This window comes from Mesorhizobium sp. M4B.F.Ca.ET.203.01.1.1, from assembly GCF_004791025.1.
GTDB classification, from domain to species: Bacteria; Pseudomonadota; Alphaproteobacteria; order Rhizobiales; family Rhizobiaceae; genus Mesorhizobium; species Mesorhizobium abyssinicae.
This window is the reverse complement of record NZ_SRUO01000190.1, coordinates 1-319: the sequence shown is the minus strand read 5'-3', so window position 1 is coordinate 319 and position 319 is coordinate 1. Positions and strand designations below refer to the sequence as shown.

1 pseudogene is annotated in these 319 nt (G+C 68.7%); it reads left to right on the top strand.

The window, feature by feature from the left end:
* Positions 1-319, top strand: a pseudogene (locus EN846_RS34265) (choline transporter); the annotation flags it as partial.

The window sequence follows — 319 nt, the reverse complement described above, 5'->3', positions numbered from 1 at the left end:
CCGCCACCACCAGGGCTGGCGCCAGCGCCTGAGCCAGGCCATGCACTTCCCGGTGCGCGACCAGGTCTACCGCTTCATGGACGACACGGTGAAGCCGGCGATGGAGGCGGTGGCCGAACAGCTGCGCGGGCAGGGCTGGGACGTGGCCACCCGCTTCGAGGCCGGCGACATGGAGCTGACGGTGAACCACGGCGAGCAGCAGGATTTCCTGTACCGGGTGATCCTGAGCGGCTACCTGACCCCGTCGTTCGCCGCCCAGCAGCTGCGCAACCAGCGCTACTACCGCGCTGAAGTGCACCTGTTCGAAGGCAGCCAGGAC